General features: G+C 30.1%; 20 protein-coding genes and 1 other RNA gene. 3 read left to right on the forward strand and 18 right to left on the reverse strand.

The window, feature by feature from the left end; genetic code table 11:
• Positions 1-234: 234 nt before the first annotated feature.
• The 5 genes from D2A34_RS24520 to dnaX all read right to left on the reverse strand — a co-directional run bounded on the left by D2A34_RS24520 (position 235) and on the right by dnaX (position 3835).
• The gene (locus D2A34_RS24520; protein WP_079438077.1) at positions 235-504 is read right to left on the reverse strand and encodes a pro-sigmaK processing inhibitor BofA family protein; all 270 of its coding nucleotides are present in this window, start codon (positions 502-504) and stop codon (positions 235-237) included.
• Between the two features lie 21 nt (positions 505-525).
• A complete protein-coding gene (locus D2A34_RS24525; RefSeq protein WP_079438078.1) occupies positions 526-804 on the reverse strand; it encodes a DUF2508 family protein in 279 nt (92 codons plus the stop codon).
• Positions 805-1026: 222 nt separating this feature from the next.
• A complete protein-coding gene (recR, locus tag D2A34_RS24530) occupies positions 1027-1623 on the reverse strand; it encodes a recombination mediator RecR (protein WP_079438147.1) in 597 nt (198 codons plus the stop codon).
• 129 nt (positions 1624-1752) lie between these two features.
• Positions 1753-2100, reverse strand: a complete 348-nt coding sequence (locus D2A34_RS24535; RefSeq protein ID WP_079438079.1) for a YbaB/EbfC family nucleoid-associated protein — start codon at positions 2098-2100, stop codon at positions 1753-1755.
• Positions 2101-2206: 106 nt separating this feature from the next.
• The gene (gene dnaX, locus D2A34_RS24540) at positions 2207-3835 is read right to left on the reverse strand and encodes a DNA polymerase III subunit gamma/tau (RefSeq protein ID WP_079438080.1); all 1629 of its coding nucleotides are present in this window, start codon (positions 3833-3835) and stop codon (positions 2207-2209) included.
• A 259-nt stretch (positions 3836-4094) separates the two neighbouring features.
• Between dnaX and D2A34_RS24545 the strand changes: the two genes are divergently transcribed.
• From D2A34_RS24545 to D2A34_RS24555, 3 genes are all read left to right on the forward strand, one after another.
• Positions 4095-4886, forward strand: coding sequence for a thymidylate synthase (locus tag D2A34_RS24545; protein WP_079438081.1), 792 nt, complete (start codon positions 4095-4097; stop codon positions 4884-4886).
• Between the two features lie 64 nt (positions 4887-4950).
• Positions 4951-5442 (forward strand): dihydrofolate reductase, encoded by a 492-nt coding sequence (locus tag D2A34_RS24550; RefSeq protein ID WP_079438082.1) that lies wholly within the window; start codon positions 4951-4953, stop codon positions 5440-5442.
• Between the two features lie 133 nt (positions 5443-5575).
• A complete protein-coding gene (locus D2A34_RS24555; RefSeq protein WP_079438083.1) occupies positions 5576-6460 on the forward strand; it encodes a fumarylacetoacetate hydrolase family protein in 885 nt (294 codons plus the stop codon).
• Positions 6461-6656: 196 nt separating this feature from the next.
• Here D2A34_RS24555 and ffs read toward each other — a convergent pair.
• The 13 genes from ffs to D2A34_RS24620 form a co-directional block, all read right to left on the reverse strand.
• An RNA gene (ffs, locus tag D2A34_RS24560) (signal recognition particle sRNA large type) lies at positions 6657-6923 on the reverse strand.
• Between the two features lie 372 nt (positions 6924-7295).
• The gene (locus D2A34_RS24565; protein WP_079438084.1) at positions 7296-7847 is read right to left on the reverse strand and encodes a ferritin-like domain-containing protein; all 552 of its coding nucleotides are present in this window, start codon (positions 7845-7847) and stop codon (positions 7296-7298) included.
• 69 nt (positions 7848-7916) lie between these two features.
• On the reverse strand, positions 7917-8294 hold the full coding sequence (gene crcB, locus D2A34_RS24570; protein ID WP_079438085.1) for a fluoride efflux transporter CrcB: 378 nt from the start codon (positions 8292-8294) through the stop codon (positions 7917-7919).
• A 148-nt stretch (positions 8295-8442) separates the two neighbouring features.
• The gene (locus tag D2A34_RS24575; RefSeq protein WP_182629466.1) at positions 8443-9132 is read right to left on the reverse strand and encodes a TIGR01906 family membrane protein; all 690 of its coding nucleotides are present in this window, start codon (positions 9130-9132) and stop codon (positions 8443-8445) included.
• An 84-nt stretch (positions 9133-9216) separates the two neighbouring features.
• Positions 9217-9684, reverse strand: coding sequence for a chemotaxis protein CheX (locus D2A34_RS24580; RefSeq protein WP_079438087.1), 468 nt, complete (start codon positions 9682-9684; stop codon positions 9217-9219).
• Positions 9666-10541 (reverse strand): response regulator, encoded by an 876-nt coding sequence (locus tag D2A34_RS24585; protein WP_079438088.1) that lies wholly within the window; start codon positions 10539-10541, stop codon positions 9666-9668. The genes D2A34_RS24580 and D2A34_RS24585 overlap by 19 nt, the downstream gene beginning before the upstream one ends.
• Positions 10542-10767: 226 nt before the next feature.
• Positions 10768-11811, reverse strand: coding sequence for an AI-2E family transporter (locus D2A34_RS24590; RefSeq protein WP_079438089.1), 1044 nt, complete (start codon positions 11809-11811; stop codon positions 10768-10770).
• 297 nt (positions 11812-12108) lie between these two features.
• The gene (locus D2A34_RS24595; protein WP_079438090.1) at positions 12109-12597 is read right to left on the reverse strand and encodes a DUF6803 family protein; all 489 of its coding nucleotides are present in this window, start codon (positions 12595-12597) and stop codon (positions 12109-12111) included.
• 237 nt (positions 12598-12834) lie between these two features.
• On the reverse strand, positions 12835-14529 hold the full coding sequence (locus D2A34_RS24600) for a methyl-accepting chemotaxis protein (RefSeq protein ID WP_079438091.1): 1695 nt from the start codon (positions 14527-14529) through the stop codon (positions 12835-12837).
• Between the two features lie 54 nt (positions 14530-14583).
• A complete protein-coding gene (locus tag D2A34_RS24605) occupies positions 14584-14898 on the reverse strand; it encodes a hypothetical protein (RefSeq protein WP_147357757.1) in 315 nt (104 codons plus the stop codon).
• A gap of 184 nt (positions 14899-15082) precedes the next feature.
• Positions 15083-18523: a pyruvate carboxylase gene (locus D2A34_RS24610; RefSeq protein ID WP_079438093.1), complete on the reverse strand. Its 3441-nt coding sequence runs from the start codon at positions 18521-18523 to the stop codon at positions 15083-15085.
• A 307-nt stretch (positions 18524-18830) separates the two neighbouring features.
• A complete protein-coding gene (gene mscL, locus D2A34_RS24615) occupies positions 18831-19265 on the reverse strand; it encodes a large conductance mechanosensitive channel protein MscL (protein ID WP_079438094.1) in 435 nt (144 codons plus the stop codon).
• 459 nt (positions 19266-19724) lie between these two features.
• On the reverse strand, positions 19725-21461 hold the full coding sequence (locus D2A34_RS24620) for a glycoside hydrolase family 13 protein (protein ID WP_119368190.1): 1737 nt from the start codon (positions 21459-21461) through the stop codon (positions 19725-19727).
• Between the last annotated feature and the right edge of the window lie 31 nt (positions 21462-21492).

Consider the following 21492-nt stretch of genomic DNA (forward strand, 5'->3'; position numbering starts at 1 on the left):
AATCCATTTCTACTATTATCTAATGAAGGAAAATAAATCCCATCTATTAAATATTAACTCAAAAATAAACAATTAACAAATGAATTATACATAATCATTCTGAAAATAACAAAACACTTGTTTATTAAATTTCAAAGAAACCTCTTTGAAATTCAGCAAACAAGTGATATTCTCTTTATTAAAAATTAAATTTTGCAACACCCTAAATTCCTCAACTGAAAATCAAAATTTTTGTTATAAATACAACCCTATTATTATTAAAACAATAACACCTGGAACTCCAAAAAAACCTGCTACTAAAGCCGTAATCGGATTAATTGCTAATGAGAAGTTAACATTTATGCCAACTACACTAAGATTTGCAATTATAAAATTAACTGCATATAGTATAACAACGCCTATTATCCCATTTATAATTATTTTTATTGGCCATTTTAATAATCTTGTTAATAAGAATAATGCTAATATCCCTATTAATCCATATACTAAATATTGTCCATCCATGTTCAACTTCCCCCACCTTATCTACTCAGCAATTTGTACATTCTTATCAACAACATAGTTAATACCTACACTTATACCCCTTTCTCTTGCTATTGAAAGTAGGTAATCATATCTCTTTCTCGCCACATATTCTGAATAAATCGCAACCTCTATTAGTTTGTCATCGTTAACATTATTAAACATGCTGCGTGCTACATTAATCTCCATTTTTGCAATTTCCATATCTTCTATTAATTTTGCATACATCTTTGAGTCTTCAGTCTGGTTCATCAGGTATTCTACAATATTTTTTTTATTCATGTAAATCCCTCCAAAAAACTTCTTGTTAACATTTTATCCATCAGTTGGTAAAAATATACATATTTTTTCTTTTTAAATACCTTAAATTTGTAACACTTTTAAAATACTCTTATATATTATATGTATAAGAAGCTTTTCACTCATGTCAGACAGAAACTTCTAACTCCCATCTATGTAACACTTTTTCTTGGAACCTAATATTACTTTAGGTTCCTTATTTTTTTAAAGTTCTTTTCTTCCTTCTAATGCCTTAGATAATGTAACTTCATCTGCATAATCCAAGTCTCCACCTACAGGTATTCCAGCTGCGATTCTTGTAACTTTAACATCAAGGGGCTTAAGTACTTTTGATATATACATCGCTGTCGCTTCCCCTTCAATGTTTGGATTAGTTGCAAGTATTACTTCCTTTATATCTTCATTCATTCTTGTGACTAACTCTCTGATCTTAATATCTTGAGGACCTCTCCCTTGCATAGGAGATATATTTCCGTGTAGCACATGGTATACTCCGTTATATTCCTTAACTTTTTCCATAGTCATAATATCCTTAGGTTGTTCTACGACACATATAGTTCCTTTATCTCTATTAGGATTATCACAAAGAGGACAAGGATCCTTATCTGTAAAATTTCCACATACAGAACAATACTTTATTGTCCCTCTTGCCTTAACTAATGCATCAGCAAATTCTTTTACCTCTTCATCTGGAAGATTCAAAATATGTAGTGTGAGTCTTTGCGCAGTTTTTTGTCCTATGCTAGGTAACTTTGCAAATTCCTCTATTAATTTCTCTATGGCCACCGGATAAAATTCCATCATGATTAAAACTTCCCCTTTATTTCATATTTGTTTGATATCTGATATTAAATAATTTATTATAAAAAAGCATACAGATTGAGGATCCCCGACAATTCTGTATGCTAGCCATTATAATTTCTTAAGTTCTTAGAATAATCCGCCTGGCATTCCCATTCCGCCTGTTAGCTTACCCATTTTACTTGAAGTCTCTTCTTCTGCTTTTCTTAATGCTTCGTTAACGGCACTCATCACTAAATCTTCAAGCATTTCTACATCGTCTGCGTCTACAACTTCTGGCTTTATGTTAATTGCTGTTACTTCTTTTTTACCATTTACTTTTACTACTACGGCACCACCGCCTACTGACGCTTCAAACTCTTTTGTTTCAAGATCCTTTTGCATATCTTCCATTTGCTTTTGAAGCTTTTGTGCCTGCTTCATAAGATTATTCATATTTCCGCCACCAAAACCGCCTGGAAATCCACCTTTTGCCATAAAAAATCCTCCTCTTTCTTCAATCTCATTTTCTAATTATAAAACATCTTTTAATAATACTCAAGTTATAACTAATAATCGTCAATACACAACTTACATTTCTTTACTATTCATCATACACCTTGAATGGCACTCCATTTACTGCTTCTTTCAGCAGATCTTCTTTATCCCTACTCTCTTGATTTGTTCTTACGATATAGTCAACTATTACTTTTTCTTTCAAGATTTCAGAAAATACTGAGTTTACAATTTCTCTATATTCTGCTTTTTGCAATCTATCTCTATTAAATGCATACATAGCATCATACTCCAATGTAACTATACCATTCTTAAAATTATAAGGCTTAGCCGTAACAATTGACGCATAGACGATCATTGCTCTCTTTGCTTTGAACTTTTCCAACACTTCAGTCCAAGCTCTACCAACATCATCAATAGTTAATGATGAATTAGGATTTATCTCTATCTTTTCTGCATGACTTATATTAGAGCTACTTTCAGCCACAGTTTTTTTGACTCCTGAATTAGTATGCGCATATTTTGAATCTTCATTAGTTTTTTCAACCTGAACCATTTGTATCTTTCCACTCTTCAATGATTCTTCAAGCTGATTTATTCTTGATACTATTACTTCATTTGAAGTGTCATATTCAATTTTACACATTTTAATTATTGCAAGTTCTAAATATAGTCTACTTTGCTTACTGGCCTTTGAATTTATTTCTGCATCCTGAAGTATCCTAATTGCTCTCATTATTTCTTCTACTCTGATTTTTCGTCCTTGCTCTTTAACCATATAAATATTCTCAAGAGACATATCTAAAACTTCTTCTGGATTGTTTGTAACTTTCACCATAAGAAGATTTCTAAAGTGAGCTATTAAATCCTTGATAAAAAGCTGCATATCCTTACCTGAATATACAAGCTTATCAATAATAATCATTGCCTTCTCAACACTTCTATCTATAACTGCATCAGCTATGTCAAATAAATATTCGTTAGTTACGAGTCCTAGAATACTAACTAAATCTTCGTACTTAATTTGACTATCTCCCATGGCAATTGCCTGATCTAATATACTTAATGCATCTCTCATTGCACCATCACACACTCTTGAAATCAAGTCTAAGCTTTTCTCTTCATAACTTATGTTTTGAGAATCAGCTATTTTTTTAAGTCTATTAGAAATTTCTTTTTGGTTTATTCTCTTAAAATCAAATCTTTGACATCTAGATAAAATCGTTATTGGTAGTTTCTGCGGATCTGTAGTTGCTAATATAAATATTACGTTTTTAGGAGGTTCTTCTAAAGTCTTTAAAAACGCATTGACTGCGCCAACAGATAGCATATGTACCTCATCCATTATATATATCTTATACTTTGCTTCCTGCGGTGGATATTTGGTATCATCTATAATATCTCTAATCTTATCAATACCATTATTAGATGCTGCATCAAGTTCTGTTACATCAATCGCTAGACCTTCATTAATCTTTTTACACATTTCACATTTATTGCATGGCTCCCCATTTTGCAGTTCAAGGCAGTTTAGAGCCTTTGCCATTACTTTTGCCGTGGAAGTTTTTCCAGTTCCTCTCGTTCCACAAAAAAGGTACGCATGAGCAATTCTATCATTTATAATTTCATTCTTTAATGTTGTAGTTATATGCTCTTGCCCTACTACATCATCAAAATTTTTCGGTCTCCACTCTCTATATAATGCTGTATAACCCAAGGGGTTCTCACCTCGCTATTTCTCTTAAATATATACTTATTATACACCATTGCATCAGCGATGCAAATTGTACAATTAGGAAAACTATAAAGGACAAGGAATACTTAATTCTTTTATAGAAATGTTAAAATACTTGAAATTTACTCTACAATAAATAAATATACTAAGTGACTTGTTAAATAGTTTAGGTTAAAATGTATATTGGATAAATTTATTTGAAAGATAATTTTGACAAATTATACAAGGAGGAGTACATTCGATGAGTTTATATGATGATAAATACTTATCTATTGCTAACGATATATTAGAAAATGGTTATTTTGATGATAATAGAACTGGAGTTAAAACTTATAAATTGCCTCATCAAATAATGCAATTCAATCTAGAAAAAGAGTTCCCTATCTTAACAACAAAATTTGTAGCTTTTAAAACTGCTGTAAAAGAACTTTTATGGATATTCAAAGATCAATCAAATAGTGTAAAAGAATTACAAGCTCAAAACGTGAAAATTTGGGATGAGTGGATGATGGATGATGGAACTATTGGAACTTCATATGGATGGGTAGTTAAAAAATTTAACCAAATGGATAAATTGATAGAGGCATTAAAAAATAATCCTCAAGATAGAAGAATGATGATTAATCTATGGCAAATCCAATATCTCGACGGCGGTCCATTATATCCTTGCTGTTTCCTAACAATGTGGGATGTAACCGACGGAAGACTTAACTGCATGCTTGTTCAAAGAAGTGGAGATTGGGGTCTTGGAGTTCCATTTAATACATCACAATACGCTGTATTAGTGCATATATTAGCGCAAGTAACTGGGCATAAGCCAGGATTATTTACTCATGTTATAAATAACGCTCATATATATGAAAATCAAGTTGAAGGTTTAAAGCTTCAATTAACACGAAAAAATGATACATATGCTGCTCCAAAACTTTGGATTAATCCTGAAATTAAAAACTTTTATGACTTTACACCAGATGATATAAAACTTGAAGAATATAAGCACCACGAAGCAATTAAGATGGACGTTTCAGTATAGTAATTAAAGTGTTTGCTTAATAAAAATGAATTCAGTAACTTAAAGACTCAAGGAGGAATACTAAATGATATCTGTAATTGTTGCTGTTGCTCAAAATAACGTTATTGGAAGAGATAATAAATTATTGTGGCACATTTCAGAAGATTTAAAGAGATTTAAAAAAATCACTTCAAATAAAAAAATGATCATGGGAAGAAAGACATTTGAATCATTACCTGGTGTCTTACCAAATCGCGAACATATAGTTGTAACTAGAGATGAGAATTATAATGTTAACTCTGATCAAGTGACTATAATACACGATCTAAACTTATTGCTTGAAAAATATTTAAACTGCGAGGATGAAATTTTCGTAATTGGTGGAGCAGAAATTTATAAGCAGCTTCTTCCTTACGCACAAAAATTATATTTAACTAAAATAGGAACCTCTTTCGATGGTGATACTTATTTTCCTGAAGTTAATTATAATAACTACAAAACAGAGTATATTTCTGAACAATTAACTGATGAAAAAAATGGTCTTAATTATACTTTTATAGATTTAACAAGAATATAGACAGTGTTTACAAAAGAAATCCTAGAAGAAATAAAGATAATAGAAATTTGTGATTCTAATATTTTAATTTCCTTTAGGAATTTTTCTTAAGTTTTTATCAATTATTATTTAAATTAATATTGGGGGCTTTAATATGAAATTTATAACTTATAAATATAACAATCAAGAACAAGTTGGTATTTTAACAAAAGATGAAAATGGAGTTTATCCACTAGAAACCCTTGGCATTCACTATGTTACTATGACTGAATTAATTGAAAATATAAAAACAGAAGAAATAGACTCACTAAGCGGAATGCTTAATGATAGTAGTAAGGAATATATCTCAACTAAAGATATTAATATAATGGCACCGATCCCTAGCCCTAAGCAAGACATAATTTGTTTAGGCATTAATTATATGGAGCACGCAATAGAATCTGCAAGGTATAAAAAAGAAGCTTTTGGTGGCGATAGACCATACGCTGTATACTTTTCAAAAAGAGTAGGACTTGCAACTGGACATGGAGATTATATTCCTAGTTATCCAGAACTTGTAGATAGTTTAGATTATGAAGCTGAATTGGCAGTAATAATAAAAAAAGATGCTAAGAATGTATCTAGGGAAGATGCTTTTGACTATGTGTTTGGATATACCATAATGAACGATGTAAGTGCAAGAAATTTACAAACAAGACATAAGCAATGGTATTTCGGTAAAAGCTTAGACGGATTTACACCAATGGGGCCTTGTATCGTTACTAAAGATGAATTCACAACTCCACCAGTATTGAAAATTTCTTCTAAAGTCAACGGAGAGTTAAGACAAAATAGTACTACGGATCTTATGATTACTTCAATTGAAGATGTAATTTATGAATTATCTCAAGGAATTACTTTAAAAGCTGGAACTATTATTGCAATGGGGACACCTGCTGGCGTTGGCATGGGATTTGAACCTCCAAAATTTTTAAAATCTGGTGATATAGTTGAATGTGAAATTGAAGGCATTGGATGCCTTAAGAATATTGTACAGTAAGTTTTACAATTAAATATATATTAGCAAATTGCAAGTTAGATTTTAATTTTTGTTAATTAGTATATTATAAATAAGATAAGAAAAAGAGGGTATTTCATAAATGAAATGCCCTCACTTTCTTATCCTATTGTGTCCTATGTTAATCCTATTGAAGAATAACCTAATTAATATTCCTATAATTAAACATTAAAATAAACCATGCACCTCGCTTCGTTATTAGTTCTCTATACGTTACTAATGCAGTTAGCTCAGACCAGATTGATCCACGGCACATGAAAGGGACCACTTATCGCTGCTTCCTTCCAGACCTGACGAGGTTCATAGGCTTCCATTGCGTGGGACCCAGTCCTCAACACCACTTACAAAAGTCAGACTATAAATTGCTAATACCTAAGCGAGGGATTCAACCCTGCTGTAGCGGATTGCAGGTTACAGGGCACCGCTAACTCCCCATCTAGCATGGCAATGGTGGAATGTCGAGGGTTTGAACCTCAAAACTTTCTCTAAATCGAGAAAACCTTCGCCCCCAGTGGACGTCAAACCATGTTAAACATTGCTCTTTTAAAATATACACTTAATAAATTGCTAAGCATTAACATTTTATGTAAAATTATTAACCTTGATAGCATAAATTTATTAAACCGTATTTTTGATACTTGTTAATAATAACACATAAAGTTCTTAAGTTCAAGGATATTATCTTTGTCTTTATATTAAATTTCTTCCATCCTTGACATACCGTTATAGTATTGTGAGAAAATCAATACTATAATTTCAATAACCGTTTATATTTTCCTTATTTTCCTAGGAAGTTAAAAAAAAATAATTTATCATATTATTCTTTAACAAGAATAATATGATCCTTTTCCACATCTGCTAATGCCTCAAAAATCTTAATTAGATTCATATTATTAACTTCATTTTTATATTTTTCATAATAGCTTACAGCATGTTCCTCTTTTTGCTTTGCTAAACCTAATAGAGCATTATCACTATCATATCTTTCATAACTTATTTTACTTAAATTAGGAGCATTAGCAAATCCACCTAGCCTTTGATGCACTTTTGAATGAATTATCTCTATTCTTGATAACGCTTCAAATGTCTTTCTTACTTTATCATTCTTTGACATAAGTGCTGCGATATTGTAAAAATCACCATTAAAAAGTTCTAGCTTAACAGCATGATCTAAAATTTTCAAAGTATCTTCATTAAGTAAATTACTATCTATTTCAATAATTTCATTATTTTCGCTTAAGTATTTTTTACTCACACCACAGAACGGACAATATATTATATTATCTATAGTATTCTTATTTGTAAAAGCCGACTCGTTAAAATTATAATTTTTTTCATTTATATCCATACCACATATTTTACATTTCAAATGATCCACCACCTTAAAACTTTATATATACTCTTGTGTATTCTTACACGACTTTGACTTCCCCATATCTTAGATTGCTATTCTACATAGAAAACTAGCTAAAGCAACTCCACCTATGCTCAAAAATACATTAAGGAGAACATTGCTAATACCTAGTATATATCTCCCGTCATTTATAAGACCGATTGTTTCATAACTAAATGTTGAAAATGTTGTAAGCCCTCCCATAATTCCAGTTGTTAAAAAAAGTCTCATATTGGGTGATATTAAATTGGTAGACATACTTAGCTCCATAATCATACCTATTAAGAAGCCTCCAACTACATTTACTATTAATGTTCCTAAAGGAATATTTGAATTAATAATCTTTGATGACTGTAAAGTAACTAAATATCTAATTGCTGCTCCTATAAATCCTCCAATACCTACATAAATTATTTTTTGCACCCTAATCACACTCCACTCACTTAAAGATAAAAGACTCCTGCTTAGAAAGCAAGAGCCAGTAGTATTCACATATACCAGTGAACTCCATAATCTTTTAATTGTTGACTATTCTAAGTGTTATTATATTCTACTAAATAATAAAAGTAAATTACATCTTTCCCTTGCTAGCTGTAACATTTTTTGAGTGTAAGACTTTTATTATGCCTGTAAATATTATTAATAATGTTAATATTAATATTAATTCAATCATAAATAGTTCTTCTGGCAAAGCATTTATTATAGGGTCAGTTACTGGATCAAAGATCCAATAATCATTTCTAAAGAATATTTTATGAAAGATATAGAATGTTTTTGGGAAATCAATTATTGTCGCCGCAGATATAATTGCAAATATTATAGCTATTATATTTACGCTTCTATTGAAGCTTTCAACAAGCTTCTTTCCTTGCTTACTTCTTTTATTACCCATTAACTTTACTAATTTAAAAATCATTAAGATGATAAATATAATGCTAAAAATGTATAATGCTATAAATATTCTCTTTACTTCATAGAAATGAATCTTCCCAAAATTACTCATAGTCAAACTATTAAGTACTAATTCATGATCAAATGGATTTTGAACATAATTTATTACTCTATTATAATTGTCCATTAATATTTCTGTTGATAATCCAGTATAGTTATTTAATTCATATTTCTGTATTACATATTTATAAACAATAGTCATGTTTAAAACACTTAATACCGAAATAGAAATAATCGATATTGCATAGAATAAATCTCTGAAAAAATCATAAAATTTCTTAGTTGTATTTAGATAAACATTCTCCTTAATAAGCGACTCACTTCCTTAATAGAATTTTAAATAAAACCATTTATAATCTTTAAATCATAAATGGTTTACTATTAATTTAATATGTTAAATTGTATTCTTCTCCATAGAAATATTAACATCAATGTTCATATCTCCTACTCCCATTTGTACACAAACTACTTTATCCGAGCTTGCATTTGCAGTAAAGCTTCCATGCACAAGTGTTGGCGTGGATATATTTATATTTATATCTTCTTTTGAAAAATTAGTTGCTACAGTTGCAGTTATCATATTTGTAAGTTCAGATATTGCACTTTGAGCCAATTCATCAAAATTTTCTACAGGCATACCCATCATCATTGTTGATGCAATTGTTTTTGCAGCTTCTAAACTTAATCCATAAATAACATTTCCCTTAATATCTCCAATAATACCAACTATGATAACAACCCCTGGACTTTCTATAAATCTGCCTTTTAAGCTTATCCCCTTTTTTTCTACAGCAGGTAATCCTAATTGTGGCATTACACTAGCAAAAGAACTTATTATAGGATTTATATAATTGACATCCATTCTCCTTCACCTCTTCCAAAGCCTATACTTATTGACAAATCTCCAAACTGTGTCTTTGCATTTGCAGAGTATATAATTTCCAATTCCGCTTTTGATATATTAATTGATTCCCCATGAAACGTAGTTGGAGGTGCAACTCTTAACCCAAATATCTTATTTTTCTTGTTTATCATCGAACATGCATTTCCCGCTGCCATATTAGCTATTTCTGACATGACATTAAGAACTTCTTCGTTATTCTTAGGATCTCTCTTAAGTAAGGCTCCCGACATCTTTTGCGCTGTTTCAAATGATGCATCAAAAATTATTCTTCCTGAGTATTTTCCTATAACACCCATAACAATCGAAATACCCTTACTTACTTTTTCCACATTCTCATTATTTTCATTGGTAACTTCGGGGATTGTTTTAGTAAGTTTATTGAAAACATCTAATAGAGCTTCTCTAAATACAGCTGAATATAACCCATCTAATTCAGAAAACAACTCTTCATCTGCCATAACTCTATTTATTAATAATGTTAATTCTTCTGCATCAACTGGCTTTTGGGCATATCCACTCACATGAGTTTTTCTAGCCTTTCTTACTATCTCATCATCCATCATTGAACTAACAATTATAACTTTAATATTAGAATTTATTTTATGTATTTCTCTAGTACATTCAAAGCCATCCGTTCCTGGAATAGTCATATCCATTGTAACTAAATCCGGCTTAGTATTGGTAACTACCTCAATAGTTTCCTCTAAAGAACTTGCTTCTCCCACAACATTAAACCCATTTTCTGTTAATAAATCTCTCAATAATGCAATTTGAAAAGGTGAATCATCAACTATTACTATATTTACATTCTTCATAAATCTAACCACTCCTTTATTATATAAAATAATAATTAACTCACATACCCTATACATTTTTTTATCTTTTCTACCCTTGTAAAAATGCTACCATAAAAATTTATTAAGTATGTTTTTTATACGAATTAACTCTAACACCATTATATTTTAAAATTCAACATTACTCAACAAAATTCATAATGTTATACTACTAATTCTAGATATATCTAATCAAATGCATCCAAATTTAATGTTTATTTTTTTCTTCTGAAGTTATATTCACATATGGAACCTCAATTACATCTAATATAAACATGAAAATAGGTATTCCTATAATTAATCCTAAAACACCACCAAGGTGCTCTGAAACTAAAAGTATACTTAACGTATAAAATATAGGCAGCTTAGTTTTTGAAGACATTAATTTAGGATTTAAAATATACGCCTCAAATGCATGAAGTAAAGCAACCATTATAAGTATATAAACAACATGAACTAAACCTCCGTTATTAAAAGCGACAATACTTAAAGGTAATAATGATATTATCACTCCGGCTACTGGTATTAACCCAAGTAACATTACCATCATTCCAAACCCTAGTAAATGAGGAAATCCAATTATCCATAATCCAATAGTTGAAAGTATTCCATTTACCGTAGCTATAGCAATTTGTGCCTCAATAACCTTTCCGAAAGATGACATAAACTTTTCCCAAAAAAACTCGAGTTCACTGCAAATTCCCGAAATTTTACTTTGCTTAAATTTATAAGTGAAAAAGATTATCCTATCCTTTTCTAAAAGGAAGAAAATACTTAAAATTAATGAAATTATAATATTAATTCCCAGCCTGCTTATATTAGAAATAGATTGAACAATATAATTTATACCTTCTGCTGAAAATATATGGCCATAGATTTGATCCAATTTTTCTCTAACTAATCTAGCGATTTCATTATCTTGAGAAGAACCATAATATATTTCTTGTATTTGCTTAATAACCTGTCTAAATTCATGAATAACTAATGGTAGAAAGTCTATTATTATTATGAACAACATAGTAGTTACAAATAACGAGACTGCTAATATCATTACTTTATAATTTATTCTTATCTTTCCTTCAAATCTGTTTATTAAGAACTTTGAAACATTATGTATTAAATATGTAAATACAAAAGTTAAAAGCATTAAATTAAGCATACCTCTCATTGCATATAAAAACATAAATAATATCAATAATGTTATAAATCTTTTAAAACCTTGACTTTTTAAAATTTGCATCATATTTGGCATAAATAACTACTACTCCTTGCATATCTTATGCTTTTAAATTTGGGTGATTTCCATAAGAATTACTAATTTGATTTAAAAATGTTCCCTCATACTTATACTAACAGTTTTGCTTTTCCATGTAAATGATTTTAGGATACAGATACATCAAAAATCCTATTTAGATTAATTTTAAAAATTATAATTAATAAATAAGTAAATAAAATCAAAACAGGATAAATTATTATATATTTTATCCTGTTTCCAATTATTGTATTCTTATTCATAATATTTTTTATAGTAATTATTAAGTTAATAATATTACATAGGCATATCAGTGCCTATACTCATCAATTCCGGATTTAACATTCCAAAAATCATAGCTATATGAGCTACTACAAGGAATATTCCTACAAATATAGCGTGTAATTTAAGTTTATCTGTTTCATTCTTATTAGCTGATATAAGTCCAAGTTCAAGCAAACTAATTCCAAGAAGCGGAACCACGCCTAAAAGATAAAATCCTACAGCTATTACATCTGCGATTCCTCTCCAACCACCCGTAGTTGTTAACGGCATTACTGCATTTATAAACAGATAAATAAAAATGCCTAAAAAATAGAAACCAGCGAAGATTCCAGTTATTTTATTAATTTTTCTCGCAGTGCCTGTAAAGTTTCTCTTAAAAAGTATCATAAGTTCAGTGATGGCAAGTGTCTCTGCACAAATAACTGGTATCGCCATAAATATAATCAGATTCCACGGTTGATTTTGTGCGAGTAATTCCATGTAATGGGTCATATTATTCATAATTTAGATCCTCCTTTAAAAGTCTTGGTAATAATATAATTTTATAAAATTCATATGAAGATTTTATGAAGATTTTGATCAAATTCTTTTTTCTATAAGTATTTATAATTCTTAGTTTGATATGATTTCCATTTATTCTAAACATATTTTTAGGGTCACATAAAAAACACAGCATATTATACCGTATATGCTGTGCTTTATGATTAAAATAAATCCATAAGATTTTTTTCTTTCTGCTTAAACTTTAAATTCTTGAATTTCTTCAAGTAATCTATCTGAACTTTCTTTCGTAAGTTCAGCTTGCAATATTACTTCTCTAATACTATTAGCTATATCTATAGTTTTTCCTGCTATATTAGTTGAACCATTAGCACCTTCAGTAGCAGCACTACTTACTTCATTTATTATATGGACAATATTACTAATAGATTCACTTAATTTTTCCGCTGTACTTGAAAAATCTGAAACTAAATTATCAACAAAAGACGCATCATTACTATATTGTTCTCCGGTTTCAACAAGAGTCTCATAATCCTTCAGTACATTTTCATCAATAAATTGCAACATATTCTTAGACTCTGAAACTAGGCTGTCCACAGATTGTATAACTGTTTGAGTCATACTTTGTATTCCTCCTGCAGCTTCCTTCGAATCTTCTGCCAGTTTGCGTACTTCTTCCGCGACCACAGTAAAGCCTTTCCCCGCTTCCCCTGCTCTAGCTGCCTCTATAGCTGCATTTAATGCTAATAAGTTTGTTTGTTCTGATATACTCAATATTGTATCGGATAGTATCTTTATTTTTTCTATAGTCCTTGTTTTTTCTATAGATTTAACCATACTAGCGTGAGTTTTATTATATACATTTTGAGCTTTTTCATTTGAAGTTAACGCTTTTACTTTTAACTCCTCCGCTCTTTGCTTTATTTTCCTAGCTGCCTCTTTTCCCTCTTTGGCCTTCATAGCTGTTTCCTCAACAGATAATTCAATCTCTGAAGCAGTTTCATTCATTTCATGTGTTGATGCTGAAGTTTCTTCTAGCCCAGCTGATAATTGTTGAGTAGTGGCAGAAATACTTTCTATATCTATTTGCAATTTATTTAATTGTTCATTAGTGTTTCTTACATTTTCCTGAATCACATCAGTCTCTTTTATAACATCACTAATAATTGACTTTATTCCACCCTGCATAGACTCGATAGCCTTACCAATATATCCTATTTCATCTTTTCTACTTAATGGCTTCATATTCATTTTCACACTAAAATCGCCTTTTGCAAAAGAATTAATATCATTCCTAACTATCTCTAAGTCTTTTGTTATATATTTTGCTATAAAGATTGATATTATAAATCCTATAGCAATCATAATTGCACTTATTATAGAAATATCTATTGCTAAACTAGTAGTTTTATTTAATACTTCTTCATAAGACAATCCTACAAAATACATTCCAATAATCTTACTATTTTTATCTTTTAACGGTATATAATATCCTTCTACATCAATACCTTCTATAGTAACTTTTCCTATGTAATTCTCTCCACTTTTTAAAACAGTATTAACAACTTGCTCATTTGCCTTTGTTCCTATACTCCTCTTTCCATCTTTGTCTTTAACATTAGTTGTTACTCGAGTATCATTCATAAATATTGTAGCATACATATTAGTCCTATTTTTAACTTCATCAACTACATTGAAATCATTGTTAATTTCTGAATTCCCCTTGTATAACTTGTCACCCTTAACCTCCCAGTCTCCTGGATATTTTTCATCAAAAACTATTGTAAACATGCCCATATTTGAGTTAAGATCTTTTTCAATATTCATTTGTAATATATTAATCACCTTGGTATAAGTCCCAATTCCTAATGTCAACGAAAAAGTAACAAGAACCAATGAAATTATTATTGATATCTTCCATTTTAATTTCATAAATACCCTCCCTTAAAAGTTAGAAATATATTGCATTTAATGTGTTTTTTATCTTTACTTATTAATATTTTCTATTTTATAGAAGTCTTTTAATGATCCGATAAAACGATTTTCGTATAAGGTTCCCAGCTTATGATCTTTTATCTTAACTCTGGTATTAGGATCTACCCCATTTTCTATGCAATGCTTTGCGAAAACCTTAATCTGCTTTTTTCCAATAGTGTGAGGCTCTAAGGAAGGTTCACCCTCCAATGTATAAAAATCTTCTTTTTCAAGTTTCACAAATCTTAATATACTATCATAATTAATTTCCTTCTTATCTTTCGAAGACATTATAAAAGCATGATGATAATTATACTTTTTTGCCATTCCGTGATCATAACTTTCTATATATCCATTCTCAAGCACTATTCCAATCGTTGGTATGTATTTTTCTATAATGACTTACTCCCCCTAAAGTAATAGACTGTGCCAAAATCATTAGCCCATAATTAAAATTTTCATTTTAATTATGGCCTTAATATTTAGTACAGCCCTTACTACTTATGTTATATTATTTTAATTTTACTAATAATTCACCAGTCTTAACTTGTTTTCCTTCTTGAGCCAAAATAGATTCAACAGTTCCTGCACTAGATGCAACAATATTTGTTTCCATTTTCATCGCTTCCACAACAAGTAAGCTATCGCCCTCTTTAACGCTGTCGCCTTCCTTAACAAGCACCTTTATAATAGTTCCTGGGATACTTGCTCCAATTTCAAGCGCATTATCTGGATCAGCCATCTTAGATGAATCATCTGAACCTGAAGTATTTATAATTCTTTCAGTTTTATCTTTTATCTTAATCTCTCTTCTATTCCCATTGATTTCGAAGTCTAAAGTTCTGTTCCCTTCTCCATCTAATTTTCCAATTTCAATTAATTGAACAATCATTGTCTTACCTTCAGCAATTTCAATTTCACTTGTTTCGCCTTCTGCAAGTCCATGGAAGAATACATCACTGCCCATACGGCTTACATCACCATATTCCAATACAGATTTTATATATGATTCAAATACATCTGGATATAGTGCATAACTTATTATATCTTTCTTACATGGAGTAAATTTATATTTTTCTTTTAAATATGTTTCAATTTTATCAAAATCTTCTGGTGGTAATAATTCTCCTGGCCTAACAGTTATCGGTTCTTCTCCCTTTAATACAAGTTCTTGTAATTCCTTAGGGAAACCACCTTCTGGTTGACCCATCATTCCTTTGAAATATGAAACTATGGAATCTGGAAATGCCATATTCTTAGCCTTTTCAAGAATATTTTCAGGTGTCAAATCATTTTGAACCATAAAGATAGCCATATCTCCAACCATTTTTGATGATGGAGTAACTTTAATAATGTCTCCAAGCATATCATTTACTTTTTTGTACATATGTTTTACATCATTGAATCTATGACCAAGGCCAAAGCTTTCAACTTGTGGTTTTAAGTTTGAATATTGACCACCTGGAATCTCAAATTTATAAATTTCAGCACTTCCTGATTTTAAATCAGATTCAAATTGATTATAAACTGGTCTTACTGTATCCCAGTAATCAGATAATTTTTGAATTCCACTTAAATCAATACCAGTATCTCTGCTTGTATTTCCAAGAGCTGCTACTATTGAATTTAATGCTGGCTGACTTGTAAGTCCTGACATACTATTAAAAGTTGTATCAACTATATCAACTCCTGCATCTGCTGCCATTAATACTGTCGCAACACCATTACCAGTAGTGTCATGAGTATGAAGATGAATAGGAATTGAAATTTCATCTTTTAACGCACTTATAAGCTTCTTAGCCGCATAAGGTTTAAGTAATGCTGACATATCCTTTATAGCAAGTATATGCGCTCCCATTTTCTCAATTTCCTTAGCTTTTTCTACATAGTATTTCAAGCTATATTTGTCTCTGGTTTCATCTAAAATATCACCTGTATAGCATAATGCAACTTCTGCTACCTTATTACATTTTAATACTTCATCTAAAGATACTTCTATACCTTTTAACCAGTTAAGTGAATCAAAAATTCTAAATACATCTATTCCATTATCTGAAGATTGTTTTATGAATTCTCTTATAACATTATCCGGATAGTTTTTATATCCTACAGCATTTGCTCCTCTAATAAGCATTTGGAACATTACATTTGGAATTCTCTTTCTTAAAGATTCAAGTCTCTTCCATGGAGATTCTTTTAGGAATCTATAAGCAGTATCGAAAGTAGCGCCTCCCCACATTTCAAGAGAAAATAAATCATTTCCATAAACAGCTGTTGCTTTTGCAATATTCTTCATGTCCTGAGTCCTAACACGAGTTGCCATTAATGATTGTTGAGCATCTCTCATTGTTGTATCTGTAAGAAGTAGTTTCTTTTGATCTTTTATCCATTTAACTACACCTTCTGGACCTTGTGCATCTAAGATTTGCTTAGTACCACTTAAACCATCTAAAGATGTTATTACTGGAATATCCGGTACATCATATTCTCTTTTATTTCCTTTAGTTTCATTTACTACTTTTTCTCCAATGAACTTTAAGATTCTAGATTCTTCATCAGTTCTTGGATTTATATCAAATAATTGTGGATTATCTGATATAAAGTTAGTATCGCATTCACCTTTTTGGAACTTTTCATTATTTAACACGTTTATTAGGAAATCCACGTTAGTTTTAACACCTGAAATTGTTAACTCTTTAATTGCACGAATAGATTTTCTAACTGTGTCTTCAAATGTTCTTGAATATGCAGTGCTCTTTACAAGTAAACTATCATAATATGGACTTATCACTGCACCACTATATCCATTTCCACCATCAAGTCTAATTCCGAATCCTGATCCAGTTCTGTAAACATCAATTTTACCTGTATCTGGAGAGAAATTATTTGAAGGATCTTCTGTAGTTACCCTGCATTGAATTGCATATCCTCTTGGTTTTATATCTTGCTGAGAATATATTCCTACTTCTTTGGAGCCTAATTCATATCCTTCTGCTATTAAGATTTGGCTTTGAACTATATCTATACCAGTTGTCATTTCAGTAATAGTGTGCTCAACTTGAATTCTAGGGTTCATTTCTATAAAGTAGTGATCTCCGTGCATATCAACTAGAAACTCAAGAGTTCCCGCACTTCTATACTCCACAGATTTAGCTATCTTTAAAGCATCAACACATATCTCTTCTCTCTTTTCTGGAGTTAAAGATAATGCTGGAGCAACTTCTATAACCTTTTGATGTCTTCTTTGGATAGAACAATCTCTCTCATAAAGATGTACTATATTACCATACTTATCTCCCAAAACTTGAATTTCAATATGTTTTGGTCCTTCTAAGTACTTTTCAATGAACATATCATCGTTACCAAAAGCTTTTTTAGCCTCATTTTTAGCATTTCTAAAAGCAGTAAGAATTTCATCTTCATTTCTTACTATTCTCATTCCTCTACCGCCACCACCAGCAGCAGCTTTTATCATAACAGGGTATCCACACATTTTAGCAACTTCAACTGCGTTATTTTCATCAGTTATTGGCTTTTCTACACCAGGTATTACTGGTACGCCAACACTTTTAGCTACTATTTTAGATTTAATTTTATCCCCTAATTTATCCATCATTTCTGATTTTGGTCCAATAAATTCTATACCAACTTCTTCACATCTTCTTGCAAATTCTGGGTTTTCAGATAAAAATCCATAACCCGGATGTATAGCATCCACGTGCTTCTTTAATGCAAGATTTATTATTTCATCAATATTTAAATAAGCTTCAACTGGTCCTTTGTTTTTTCCAATTTGATATGCCTCATGAGCTTTAGTTCTAAAAAGAGCAAACTTATCTTCCTCAGTATATATAGCCACTGTTCTGATACCAAGTTCATGACAAGCTCTAAAGATTCTTATCGCTATTTCCCCTCTATTAGCAACTAGCACTCTTTTAAATTTTTTCCCCAATTAATATACAACTCCTTTAATGCTTATTATTTATTTATAATGAGCTATTCATTGCAAAACACTATATTAAAATAGAATCTGCAATTTTTACAACTCATATTTTGTCATAATACAAATTTACGCTGTTTAAAATTAACATAATAGATTATAACATATTTCTTACTATTTAACACATATTATTTATGTTTTATATTAATTTTTACACGATTTTTGTCACAATTACAATTTATTTTCTTTATCAAATATGAATTTTTTATTTTTTTTTCCTTCATTTCTTTGGCTTTTTTTTACAATAGACCAAAGAGTTTTAGTTCAATTCTGATGTACAATTAGGACATCTTATTGCATTAATATGAATTTCACTATAACAATAAGCACATATTTTCTTAGTTCCAGCTGGTTTTTCTTCTTTCTTTTTTGTAAATCTATTAATTTGTTTTATAACCATAAAAATAGAAAAAGCCACTATTAAAAAATCAATTATATTATTTATAAACAAACCATAATTTATAGTAGCAACTCCTGCATTTTTAGCCTCCTGTATTGTTTTGAACTCCCCATTTCCAAGGGCAATAAATAAATTTGAAAAATCAACCTTTCCCACTAATAAACCAACAAGCGGCATTACAATATCATTAACTAAAGATGTAACTATTTTCCCAAAAGCACCACCAATTATGACACCTACTGCTAAATCAACTATGTTACCTTTCATTGCAAATTCTTTAAATTCTTTTAACATATAAAAATCTCCCCTTTATTAAAATTAATATACCTGCAAATATTAAATTTACTTTTATAACTTATACAATTTCATATACATGTGAATTAAAAATCAACAAGAAAGTGGTATTTGCAACGTAATATAACAAACTTCTTTCTCAAAATAAAGCCATGTTTATAGGTAATCCTATAAACATAGAACTAGATACAAAAAACTATCTTAGACTTATTTTTATTATCTGTTTCTCAAATAAATTTATTCTACTATGATAATTTCAAGTTATATTTTATCATATTTCAACAAAAATATATCTCCTATTAACTTCCATGCTAAATATGTGAACAAAAATAAAAGCATATGCATTTATCTATTCTTATCAACGAATTAAATAAACACATATGCTTTTAGATTTAAATTACCACTTAATTATCTTGCCTTTTCGATTTTAAATATTATCAATATGGATATCTTAAAATTCTAATTATCTTTAAGTACTTTATATATTTTAAAATCCATTGATTTCAAATATATGTTTTCACCAACATTTGATATCTGCGAATTTATGAGGTCTTTAATTGGGGAATTAACAGGTAATTTAAATTCAACTTGCTTTTCCTCATTATTAATAGCTATGATTGTCATTTCTTTTTCATAAGATCGTTCAAATATAATCAAATTTCCTTCACAATATAGGGTTTTATAAGATCCATAAATTAATTCCGGATTATTTTTTCTTACTGAAATTAATTGTTTGTATAAATCAAATAATTCTTTGTTTTGTTTTTCCTCTTCCCATACCATGCACTTTCGAGATTCTGGTTCCTCTCCTCCCCAAAGTCCAATTTCATCTCCATAATATATATATGGTACTCCTATGTATGTGAATTGAAAGGCAATTGCTAATTTCATTCGCTCAACCTTCTCACTACATTCAGTTAAAAATCTTTGTGTATCGTGACTCCCAATCAAGTTCCACATCTGTCTTGTTATGCTATCCATATAAATATTTCTATTAATAGATAAAATCTCACTAAACATTTTCGCGTCTATGGTTCTGTTACCAAAGAAATCTACCAACGCACCTTTAAAAGGATAATTCATAATTCCATCAAGCTGATCTCCTTTTAAGAAAGAGCTAGCCTCATGCATAATTTCTCCGATAATTATAGCCTCCTTTTTATGATTTTTTACAGCCTTCTTAAAATCTCGCCAGAAACTGTGATCTACTTCATCACACACATCAAGTCTCCAGCCATCTATTCCCATTTCATCTATCCAATACTTTGCGACATTTAATAGATAATTTTTTACTTCTTCATTATTTGTATTAAACTTTGGCATTGTTGCAACATTATCAGCAAAAGTATAGTAATCCACTTCCCCTAAGCCCACTGGAAATTTATCTATAAAATACCAGTCTTTATATTTAGATTTTTCTTGATTTAAAAGCACATCTTCAAATGCAAAAAAATCTGCACCAGAATGATTAAATACTGCATCAAAAACCACCTTAATATTTTTATCATGGCATTTCTTTACTAGCTCTTTCACTTTTTCTATATCTCCAAATTGTGAATCAATCTTATAATAATCAGCCGTATTATATTTGTGATTAGAAGATGACTTAAATATAGGGGTCAGATATAGTATGTTTGCACCCAACTCCTCCAAATAGCCTAACTTATCAATTATTCCTTGTATATCACCACCAAACATTGATGCTTCATTTACATCATCACCCCATTTCGCAATATTTTCAGGGTCATTACTCTTATCTCCATTACAGAAACGGTCAACAAAAACTTGATATACAACAGCTTCTTGAAGCCATTTTTCTTCATTATATACATCTGCTGGCGCTATATAAGGATATTGAAACGCCGTCGCTTCTTTTCTTCGTATCTCTTTTCCTCTGAGTCCTCTTTCATCTAAAAAGAACCTATTCCCTTCACCATCTATTATCTCAAAAAAATATCTATACCTATTTCTCTCAACAGATATATCTGTTGAGAAAAAATCAAATAAATTATTAGTATCTTTAATTTTCATTTCTTCTACATTGAATCTATTTTCCCAATCATATCTGCTTTTATAATGTATATTGCATATTTTTATATCATTTTTAGCAGCTCTTAGTGTAACCGATAAGGTGTTGATATCTTTTGCATATGCATATGGTGTATCTAATATATGATATATTGCATGTTTGTTCAACTTAAAATTCCTCCTCTATTATGCCTGTAAG

The organism is Clostridium chromiireducens (assembly GCF_003575225.1).
Classification (GTDB): domain Bacteria; phylum Bacillota; class Clostridia; order Clostridiales; family Clostridiaceae; genus Clostridium; species Clostridium chromiireducens.

What these genes read in the sequence shown, in the direction of transcription:
- D2A34_RS24585 (WP_079438088.1), bottom strand. Translation starts at nt 10,541, where the DNA reads ATGAAGAATGTAAATATAGTAATAGTTGATGATTCACCTTTTCAAATT.
- D2A34_RS24535 (WP_079438079.1), bottom strand. Translation starts at nt 2,100, where the DNA reads ATGGCAAAAGGTGGATTTCCAGGCGGTTTTGGTGGCGGAAATATGAAT.
- D2A34_RS24555 (WP_079438083.1), top strand. Translation starts at nt 5,576, where the DNA reads ATGAAATTTATAACTTATAAATATAACAATCAAGAACAAGTTGGTATT.
- D2A34_RS24520 (WP_079438077.1), bottom strand. Translation starts at nt 504, where the DNA reads ATGGATGGACAATATTTAGTATATGGATTAATAGGGATATTAGCATTA.
- D2A34_RS24600 (WP_079438091.1), bottom strand. Translation starts at nt 14,529, where the DNA reads ATGAAATTAAAATGGAAGATATCAATAATAATTTCATTGGTTCTTGTT.
- D2A34_RS24525 (WP_079438078.1), bottom strand. Translation starts at nt 804, where the DNA reads ATGAATAAAAAAAATATTGTAGAATACCTGATGAACCAGACTGAAGAC.
- D2A34_RS24580 (WP_079438087.1), bottom strand. Translation starts at nt 9,684, where the DNA reads ATGGATGTCAATTATATAAATCCTATAATAAGTTCTTTTGCTAGTGTA.
- D2A34_RS24605 (WP_147357757.1), bottom strand. Translation starts at nt 14,898, where the DNA reads ATGGCAAAAAAGTATAATTATCATCATGCTTTTATAATGTCTTCGAAA.
- recR (WP_079438147.1), bottom strand. Translation starts at nt 1,623, where the DNA reads ATGGAATTTTATCCGGTGGCCATAGAGAAATTAATAGAGGAATTTGCA.
- mscL (WP_079438094.1), bottom strand. Translation starts at nt 19,265, where the DNA reads ATGTTAAAAGAATTTAAAGAATTTGCAATGAAAGGTAACATAGTTGAT.
- D2A34_RS24595 (WP_079438090.1), bottom strand. Translation starts at nt 12,597, where the DNA reads ATGAATAATATGACCCATTACATGGAATTACTCGCACAAAATCAACCG.
- D2A34_RS24550 (WP_079438082.1), top strand. Translation starts at nt 4,951, where the DNA reads ATGATATCTGTAATTGTTGCTGTTGCTCAAAATAACGTTATTGGAAGA.
- D2A34_RS24545 (WP_079438081.1), top strand. Translation starts at nt 4,095, where the DNA reads ATGAGTTTATATGATGATAAATACTTATCTATTGCTAACGATATATTA.
- D2A34_RS24590 (WP_079438089.1), bottom strand. Translation starts at nt 11,811, where the DNA reads ATGCCAAATATGATGCAAATTTTAAAAAGTCAAGGTTTTAAAAGATTT.